Origin of the sequence: Halorubrum sp. Hd13 (genome assembly GCF_002252755.1) — an archaeon.
In the GTDB taxonomy this organism is placed as follows: Archaea; Halobacteriota; Halobacteria; order Halobacteriales; family Haloferacaceae; genus Halorubrum.
In genome coordinates this window covers 1-8,782 of the sequence record NZ_NHOY01000044.1, presented here as the reverse complement: position 1 = coordinate 8,782, position 8,782 = coordinate 1, and the positions used below count along the sequence as shown (strand labels likewise).

The following is an 8,782-nucleotide window of genomic DNA, read 5'->3' as shown; positions in this document are numbered from 1 at the left end:
AGGAGCGCTACGCCGCCCGCGCGTCGATGCAGGTCCAGTTGGCCGCGCAGCGGGCGGCGTAGCGCTCCTCGATGTGGACGGCCTCCCCCTCGACGATGCCGTCGACCGCGAGGTCGCCGTCCTGCGTGGCGCCGGCGTAGCGGGGCCGCGTGAGGTCGTGGTACTGGTCTTGCATCCCGTGGACGAGCTCGTGCGCCAGCGTCGAGGGGTCGATCCGCGTCTCCTCGCCCTCGGCGACGACGAGGACGATCCGGTCCTGAGCCGGCGAGTAGAAACCGGAGACGGCGCCGCCGAACACCGAGTCGATCTCGTCGTTCGCGTTCTCCTCCTCGCCGACGACGAACAGCGCCTCCCACACCTGGTCGTTCCAGCGGCGGAACGCCTCGCTGCTGTTGTTCCCGCCGGCCGAGTCGTTCATGAACTCCTCCCGGGAAACCGTCTCGACCGGCACGTCCTCCCGGAACGGTCGCTCGCGGATGTGCTCGACGCGCGCCATCGTCAGGTGCGTCAGCGCCTCCAGCTCGGACTCGTTGAGGCCGTCGCTCTGGTTGAACGACAGCTCCGCCTCGTAGTGGGTTCCGTTCCAGCAGCCGACGACCTCCGTCCCGTCGCCCGCGTCGCACTCGGCGGCGGTCGCGCTTCGGGGGACGTCGCCGGCGGCGACGTCCGTCGGACCGGAAGCGACGCTATCCGCGGTCTGACTGGGAGCGACGCTATCCGCGACCGGGCCAGCGGCGACTCCCCCGACCCCGAGCGAGAGGAGTGCGATCGCGGCGACGACCGAGAGGGTGAGAACCCGTCGCATAGTGGCGATTACAACCGACCCGGTAAGTAGTTTGCCGGTCCGTCGGTCGCCGGCGGCGACGCGACGGCCGGCTTCGCATTTTTCACACCGGGACCCCAATCGCCGCGTATGCCGTACGATCCGACCGAGACCGCGGTGATCGTCGTCGACATGCAGAACGGCTTCTGTCACCCGGACGGGAGCCTTTACGCCGAACCGAGCGAGGCGGCGATCGGGCCGGTGACGGCGCTGGTCGAGCAGGCGCGCGAGGCGGGCGCGAGCGTCGTCTACACCCGCGACGTCCACCCGCCGGAGCAGTTCGACGAGACGCACTACTACGACGAGTTCGACCGCTGGGGCGAACACGTCGTCGAGGGGTCGTGGGACGCCGAGCTCGTCGAGGGGCTCGACGTCCGCACTGACGACCACGTCGTCGAGAAGCACACCTACGACGCCTTTTACCGGACCGAGCTGGAGGGGTACCTCGACGCGCACGGGATCGACGACCTGCTGATCTGCGGAACGCTCGCGAACGTCTGCGTCCTTCACACGGCCGGCAGCGCAGGCCTGCGTGATTACCGTCCCGTCGTCGTCGAGGACGCGCTCGGCTACATCACCGAGGACCACCGCGAGTACGCCGTCGACCACGCGGACTGGCTGTTCGGCGAGACGACGCTGCGCGAGGAGGTTGAGTTCGCGGACGCGTGAGCCGGCGGGGGCTGATAGTGAGCCGCCGAAGCCGCCACCGGGACCCGTTATCAGCGGCGTGAATCGGCGTGTAACCCTTTTGAACCCCGACGGGGACCGTCGAGTATGGAACTCTCTCGACGCGGAATGCTCGCCGGGGCGGGGGCCGCGTGCGCGGTCGGTGCCGTCGGCTTCGCCGGGGCGACGGCGGTGACGGACGGCGAGGGCGGCGACGGCGCGTCCGGCGACGGAGCGATCGGCGACGATCCGGTCGGCGGCGGCTCGACCGGAGGCGACGAGAGCGGCGGTCCGGCCGGCGCGGTCGACGTCGATCCGGAGGCCCCGTTCGAGGCGCGGCTCCTCCGGGACGGCGAGGACGACCGGCGGCTGTTCGGCGCCGGCGACCTCGACGAGGTCGAGGGCGTCTTCGACGACGACGGCGAGTACCTCGTGTACGTCGCGCTCGGCGACGACGGGATCGACGCCTTCCAGGAGCGACTGGCCGCGTCCGGCGCGGTCGACGAGCCGGAGCGGTTCGTCGTGTCGATGGCCCTCGACGGGACCGAGGTCCGGCGGGTCGAGTTGGACGAGCCGACGGTGAGCGCGCTCACCGAGGACGGCTGGGGCGGCGTGTTGACGCTCCCGTTCGGCGAGGAGCGCGTCGCGCAGTCGGTGTACGACTCGCTGGCGTCGGCCTGACTGGTCAGGGAGACCGATACTTACAGTGGGTCGGAGCGACCGCGAGAGGCGGCCTCGCGGCGCGGAGGGGATCGGTTATGCCTCCGGCGACCGTACCGAACCGCATGAGCGAGGGCGACGGCGGTGGGAACACGGGCGGCGGGCCGACCGGCGGGTCCGGCGGTCGGCCGTGCCCGATCTGCGAGAGCCCGATGTACCACAGACACTGCAAGTACGTCTGCCCGGCCCACGGGGTCGTGTACGACTGCAGCGACACGTTCTACTGACCGCGAGGCGGCGCCGAGCCCGAGTTTTCGCCGGTGGCGTACCTCCTTCGCGTCTCCCGAATAAACACGGAATTAACGGATAGTCGACATGAAAACAACAATGGATGTGCGAACTGTTATGTTCTTGGAGGCCGATTTTTCCCTTATGACCGGCGACCCGCTCTTGACCCTCCTCTCCGACCGGCAGGGGTCACTATGGTAGAGCACACACAGGTTGCCCGGAGCAAGCGGATCCAGCGTCGCACGGGCAAGACCTTCCACGTCGCCACCCGGCTGCTTCCGAAGCGGATCCGCCATGCAACGTACGTTCTGTACGGTTTCTTCAGGATCGCCGACGAGGTCGTCGACGCCGAGGACACCGGGCCGCCGGCCGAACAGCGCGCCGAGCTCGACCGGCTCCGGCGGGCCGCTCTCGGCGAGGAGCCGACCGACGACCCCGTGTTGGAGGCGTTCGCCGAGGTGAAGGCTGAACACGGGATCGCCGACGAGGACGTCCGCTCGTTCGTCGACGCGATGGAGAGCGACATCGACACCGACCGCTACGAGACGTACGAGGAGCTGGAGGCGTACATGGACGGCTCCGCGGCCGCTGTCGGGCGGATGATGACGGCGATCATGGATCTCGACGAGGAGACCGAGGCGGCGGCGCTTCCGCACGCCACCAAGCTCGGCGAGGCGTTCCAGATGACGAACTTCATCCGCGACGTCCGCGAGGACGTCGTCGAGCGCGGCCGGGTGTACCTCCCCCTAGAGACCCTCCGGCGACACGACGTGAGCGAGGAGCAGATCCTCGAGCTGGAGTTCGACGCCGACGTCGCGGCCGCGGTCCGCGAGGAGCTCGCCCGGACCGAGCGGCTCTACGAGGAGGGGGTCGCGGGGATCAAGTACCTCCCCGAGGACTGTCAGCTGGCGGTGTTGCTCGCGGCGGTGCTGTACGCGGACCACCACCGGCTCATCCGGGACCTGGGGTACGACACGGTGTCGACGACGCCGGAGCTCTCCTTCGCCCGCAAGATCTCGCTGCTCGTCCGGACGCGCTGGAAGTGGCAGTGGAACAAGGACCCGGAAGCGGTGTTCTACGAGATGTGTCGCGGCTTCGACGGCACGCGCGACCATCGCGAGCACGGACCGCACGGCTCGGGCGTCGCGCAGTCGGACTGAACGGGGCCCGGAGGCGCCGAATGAACCGCTCCCGCTTCGTCGGGCTCGCCCTGCTCGCGTTCGGGCTCGTCTTCCTCTCGTTCGTCGTCCGCGGCACGACTCGCCTCGTCGCGCCCTACGAGCTGGCCGTGGCGCTGTCCGCGCCGATCCTCTTCGCCGCGGCGGGGCTGCTGGCGGTCCTCGTCGCGCTCGCGACGCTCGACGTGACCGGGGTCAGACGGTTGGAGTGAGACGGGGAGACGCGTCGACCGCCCTCGCGCCCGGGGTGCGCCGAGTCGGAACGCCCTTTTGACCGCGGCCCGGAGTGAGCGCATGGACGTACGAACCGTCGCCGACCTCTCGCCCGCCGAACGGCGCGCCTTCTTCGAGCGCGACGCCGGCGTCGACGCGGTCCGCGACGACGTGGCGGAGATCGTCGGCAGAGTGCGCGAGGAGGGCGACGTCGCGCTGCGGGAGTTCGCCGAGGAGTTCGACGGCGTCACCGTCGGCAACATCGACGTCACCGACGACGCCCAGCGCGCGCACGCCGAGCTCGACGACGCGAACGATCCGGTCCTCGACGCGGTCCGAGAAGCCGCCGCCAACGTCCGCGAGTTCCACGAGCGACAGCGCCCCGAAGACTGGCGCGACGAGTTCGGCGGCCGAGAGCTGGGCCGCCGGTTCCGGCCGATCGACCGCGCGGGGGTGTACGTGCCCGGCGGCGCGGCCGCGTACCCCTCCAGCGCGCTGATGGGGGTCATCCCGGCGACGGTCGCGGGCGTCGACCACGTCGCGGTCGCGACCCCGCCGGCCGAGGACCTGAATCCGGTCACACTCGCGGCGGTCCACGAGGCCGGCGCCGACGCGGTGTACCAGGTCGGCGGCGCGCAGGCGATCGCCGCGCTCGCGTACGGGACGGAGACGGTGACGAGCGCGCAGAAGGTGGTCGGCCCGGGCAACAAGTGGGTCACCGCCGCGAAGGCGGTCGTGCAGGGCGACGTCGAGATCGACTTCCTCGCGGGGCCGAGCGAGGTGCTCGTGCTCGCGGACGAGACGGCCGACCCCGACCTCGTCGCGGCCGACCTCGTCGCGCAGGCCGAGCACGACCCGAACGCCTCCGTGGTCGCCGTCACCGCCGACGCCGACCTCGCCGCCGCCGTCGCCGAGGCGGTCGACGAGCAGGCCGCGGACCGCGAGCGTGAAGAGACGATCCGGGCCGCCCTCGACAACGACGCCTCCGGCGTCCTCTGCGCCCGGTCGATGCCCGAGGCCGTGCTGTTCGCCGAGGAGTACGCGGCCGAGCACCTCTCGATCGTCGCCGACGACGACGAGGCCCTCTTAGATCGGATCACGAACGCCGGCTCCGTCTTCCTCGGGGCGTACTCGCCCGTCGCCGCCGGCGACTACGCGGCCGGGACGAACCACGTGCTGCCGACGAACGGCGGCGCGAAGCGCTACGGCGGGCTCTCCGTCGACACCTTCCTCCGGTCGTCGACGGTCCAGCGGCTCGACCGCGACGCGCTCGCCGACCTCTCGGAGACGGTCACGACGCTCGCGGAGGCCGAGGGGTTGGAGGCGCACGCGGAGAGCGTCCGGAAGCGGTTCGAGTAGAAGACCGACTCCGCAGAAACGGTTATCTCGCGCACTCGCCTCCGGACGGTATGATTCCGTCGCCGCTGACGTTGTTCGAGGGGCTCACGGCGGTCGAGGCGACGGTCGCGGTCCTCGTGGTCTCGATCGTCGCCGCCGTGGGAATGGAGTTCGCCGTCCTGCGGGTCGCCCGCCGGTACGTCGCGGCCACCGACTCCGGGTACGACGACATCGTCATCTCCTCGCTGCGCGCGCCGCTCGTCGTCACCGCCGCGCTCGTCGGGGTGTACCTCCTCACGCAGGTGCCGTCGGTCCGGACCTCGGTGCTCGTGAGCCCCCGGCTGCTCGATAGCGTCTTCGGTCGGCCGTCGCTGTCGGTGATCGTCCTCGTGTGGGCGCACGCGGCGAACACCGTCGTGAACCGGCTCGTCGCCGCCGTCAACGAGGAGGGCGGTCGGTTCGACTTCGCGCCCGTGTTCTCGAACGTCTGGACGCTCGCGGTGCTCGTCGGGAGCGCCGGCACGCTGCTGTGGCTGTGGGGCATCGAGATCACGCCCCTGCTCGGCGCCGCGGGAGTCGCCGGCATCGCGGTCGGCTTCGCCGCGAAGGACACGGTCGCGAACTTCTTCGGCGGGATCGCGCTCTACTTCGACGACACCTACAAGATCGGCGACTACATCGTCCTCGACGACGGCACCGCCGGGACCGTGATCAAGGTCGGCGTGCGCTCGACGACGCTGCTCACCCGCGACGAGGTGCTGGTGACGGTGCCGAACGCGGCGCTCAACGCCGCGAAGGTGACGAACGAGTCCGCGCCGCAGCGCCGGCGCCGCGTTCGGGTCCCGATCGGCGTCGCCTACGGGACCGACGTCGACGCGTTCGAGGCGCTCGCGCTCGAGGTCGTGCAGGCGGAGCCGCTGGTCCTCGACTCGCCGAAGCCGCGGGCCCGGCTGCGCTCGTTCGGCGACTCGGCGCTGCAGTACGAGATCCTCTGTTGGGTCAACGGGCCGACGCGGCGCCGACGCGCACAGCACGAGCTCAACCGCGCGCTGTACAAGGCGCTGGCCGCGGCCGACATCGAGATCCCGTACCCGAAACGCGACGTGACGGTCACGCGGACCGGCGACCCGATCCCCGAGAGCGCGGGCGCCGAGCGGTCGGGTCCCCCGTCCGCCGCCGCGGCGGAACCCGCCGAGCGCCGAGCGGGCGACGGCGACTGAAGCCGGCGGCGACTGAAGCCGGCGACGATTGAGGGCGACGGCGACTACGTGCAGCGAGGGACCCCGACGGCGGGGCGGGCGACCGTCAGGTCGACGCCCCGGCGTCGCCGTCCGGGGAGGCCTCGGGATACCACGCCGGTGGGACCGCGGCGGTGTCGCCGAGACGGTCGTACCGGAACGCGACCCGGACGCGCTCGCCGGTGGGCTCGTGGACGTACGTCGCCGACAGCTCGAGGACGAGGCCGTCGGCGCTGACGAACGCGACCGCCCGGAAGTCGCTGACTTCCTCGCCGAGCGCGCGGGGCTCGCCGCGCACCTCGACCCGGTACAGCGGGATCTCCGTGGCCGCCGGGCGGACCGTCGACTCGCTCCCGTTCAGGAACCGCCGGATCGGCTCCGCGGCGACCTCGCCGGCGAGCGCCGTCGCGTTCGGCGCCGCCGCGGGCGGGACGCGACGGGTCTCTACGCCCCCGGACCCCGCGGCCCGCTCGTAGACGGCGTCGCCGTCGGCGAACACCTCGACGACCCCGTCGCGGCTCGCGTTCGGGACCGGCGCGTTCGGGACCGACGCGTTCGCCGAGGCGGCGATCCGGTACCGGCGCTCGGAGGCGACCGCCAGTTCGACGCCGCCGTCGCCGGCGATCCCCACGCGGCCCCCGGTCGACGCGTCGAGGTCCGTCGCGTTCGCGGGCCCGGACGCGACGAGGAGGACGGACGCCGACGAGAGGGTCGACGCGGCGGCGACGTGGGCGTCGGCGAGCGCGTCCGCGTCGTAGACGCCGGTGAGGAAGACGCCGGGGGGCGTCCGCGCCGTCGACCCCACCGTGCCCGTGAGCGCGTCCTCGTAGAGCCCGAGGGACGCCGCGTCGTCGAGCGTCGCCGCGCCGCGCTCCGCGGACTCCGCGGTGCCGATGGCGTCCGCGGCGGCCGCGTACTCCCCGCCTGCCGGCGGCGACGGGGGAGCCGGCTCCCCCACGCCGGGACCGAGCCCGGTGACCCCGCCGAACGCCGAGGGCCCGCCCGCGGCGAGGACCGCGGCGGCCGCCACCAGGGCGGCGACGGCGACGACGGCGAGCGCGGTCCGCCTCTCGTCCGAGACCGACCGCCGGAGTCGCGACGCGCGGCGTCGGACGCCGCCGGGACCCGCGGCGGCGGCCGCGCCGGCGGCCGCGAGGTCGACGCCGAAGCGCCGGCGGAACAGCCGGTCCGCCGCGTCGCGGTCGATCCCGTAGCACAGCCGCTCGCGGAGGTCGGCCGGCGAGACGTACGCCGCCCCGACCGCGTCGGCTCGGCGCCGGGGGGACGCGGCGAGGAGGCGCCGCGCTCCGTCCCCGACGACCGCGTCGGCGTCGTCCGGAACGGGCGTCCCGACCGCGATCCGTCGAACGCGGCCGTCGCGACGGGCGACGACGACGCTCGACTCGGCCGCCTCGCGGGTCGTCTCCCAGCCCCGCGCCGCCCACAGCGCGGCGACGAACTCGCGGCGCGCCGCCGGCGAGAGGGCTCGCCATCGGCGGGCGAACGCCGCCTCCGACGGGAGGCTCATGGGAGGGATGACGGATGCTACCTATACAAACGTACCGCGGACCGGGACCGGTCGAGAGCGGGTCTCCCGCGCCGACCGAGACCGCTACTCCCGCGGGAAGGTGAAGAGTCGGACCCCGCAGTCCGGGCAGGCGAGCGTTTCGGCGGGCTCCTCGTCGGGGCCGGTGTAGCCGCCGCAACAGGGGAGGTCGACCCCGCGTTTCAGGTCGCCCTCGCAGTCGGGACAGGCGTCGAGGAACATCCGGTTCGTCCGCGCCGCCGCGAGCCGGAACGACTCGTCCGAGAGGAAGGGCTCGGCGGCGCGGTAGCCCGCGATCTCGGCGATGGCCACCGGCCGGCGGAGCCACGTCTCGTCGACCGTGTTCGCGCCGGCGGCGGAGAGCGCGACCCACTCGTCGCCGTCGGCGTCGCCGTCGCCGCGGACGACTCGGGACTCGGTCGCCGGGGATATCTCCCGGGCGACGTCGGCGATCGCCTCCGTCTCGCGGATGCGGAGCCGCGCCATCTCGGCGTTCCAGCGGTCGCGGTACTCGTCGGTCGGCGCGACGGCGTCGCCGTCCACTCCGAGGACGCCCGCCGCGAGGAGTCGGTCGAGGAGCGCCTCGCCGTCGACGTCGTCCGGGTCGAGCGAGCCGCTCCCGGCCGCCGGCGCGCGGCCGCCGTCGGTGGCGGCGTCCGCGCCGTGGAACAGCGCCTCGCTGCCGGGGATCGGGGCGACGAGCAGCGGCGCGAAGCGCGGCGTCCCCGGGACGACGTACCCGCGGAGCCAGACGAGCGCGAGACCGGCGGCCGAGACGACGGCGGCGGCCGGGAGGCTCGCGATCGACACCGCCGCGGCGGCGACGGCGACG

At 72.8% G+C, this 8,782-nt stretch carries 9 protein-coding genes and 1 pseudogene; 7 read left to right on the top strand and 3 right to left on the bottom strand.

Features of this window, described 5'->3' with window-relative positions; translation table 11 throughout:
* Positions 1–19 precede the first annotated feature (19 nt).
* A pseudogene (locus tag DJ81_RS06260) lies at positions 20–805 on the bottom strand (Hvo_1808 family surface protein); the annotation flags it as partial.
* 108 nt (positions 806–913) lie between these two features.
* On the opposite strand from DJ81_RS06260, the gene DJ81_RS06255 reads away from it, so the two are divergent.
* The 7 genes from DJ81_RS06255 to DJ81_RS06230 all read left to right on the top strand — a co-directional run bounded on the left by DJ81_RS06255 (position 914) and on the right by DJ81_RS06230 (position 6,386).
* Positions 914–1,492, top strand: coding sequence for a cysteine hydrolase family protein (locus DJ81_RS06255; RefSeq protein ID WP_094521854.1), 579 nt, complete (start codon positions 914–916; stop codon positions 1,490–1,492).
* Positions 1,493–1,597: 105 nt separating this feature from the next.
* Positions 1,598–2,170, top strand: a complete 573-nt coding sequence (locus tag DJ81_RS06250) for a hypothetical protein (RefSeq protein WP_094521853.1) — start codon at positions 1,598–1,600, stop codon at positions 2,168–2,170.
* A gap of 176 nt (positions 2,171–2,346) precedes the next feature.
* Positions 2,347–2,436 (top strand): HVO_2523 family zinc finger protein, encoded by a 90-nt coding sequence (locus tag DJ81_RS19985; RefSeq protein ID WP_394338177.1) that lies wholly within the window; start codon positions 2,347–2,349, stop codon positions 2,434–2,436.
* Between the two features lie 195 nt (positions 2,437–2,631).
* Positions 2,632–3,597 (top strand): phytoene/squalene synthase family protein, encoded by a 966-nt coding sequence (locus DJ81_RS06245; RefSeq protein WP_094589001.1) that lies wholly within the window; start codon positions 2,632–2,634, stop codon positions 3,595–3,597.
* Between the two features lie 20 nt (positions 3,598–3,617).
* Complete coding sequence (locus tag DJ81_RS06240; protein WP_094521851.1) at positions 3,618–3,827, top strand: hypothetical protein; 210 nt, start codon at positions 3,618–3,620, stop codon at positions 3,825–3,827.
* An 82-nt stretch (positions 3,828–3,909) separates the two neighbouring features.
* Positions 3,910–5,187, top strand: coding sequence for a histidinol dehydrogenase (gene hisD, locus DJ81_RS06235; protein ID WP_094588999.1), 1,278 nt, complete (start codon positions 3,910–3,912; stop codon positions 5,185–5,187).
* A gap of 50 nt (positions 5,188–5,237) precedes the next feature.
* On the top strand, positions 5,238–6,386 hold the full coding sequence (locus DJ81_RS06230; RefSeq protein WP_094557687.1) for a mechanosensitive ion channel family protein: 1,149 nt from the start codon (positions 5,238–5,240) through the stop codon (positions 6,384–6,386).
* A gap of 85 nt (positions 6,387–6,471) precedes the next feature.
* Here DJ81_RS06230 and DJ81_RS06225 read toward each other — a convergent pair whose 3' ends face one another.
* Positions 6,472–7,932 (bottom strand): hypothetical protein, encoded by a 1,461-nt coding sequence (locus DJ81_RS06225; protein ID WP_094588997.1) that lies wholly within the window; start codon positions 7,930–7,932, stop codon positions 6,472–6,474.
* A gap of 84 nt (positions 7,933–8,016) precedes the next feature.
* Positions 8,017–8,782 (bottom strand): hypothetical protein (locus DJ81_RS19120; RefSeq protein WP_094588995.1); only part of this gene is annotated, 766 nt, incomplete at its 5' end.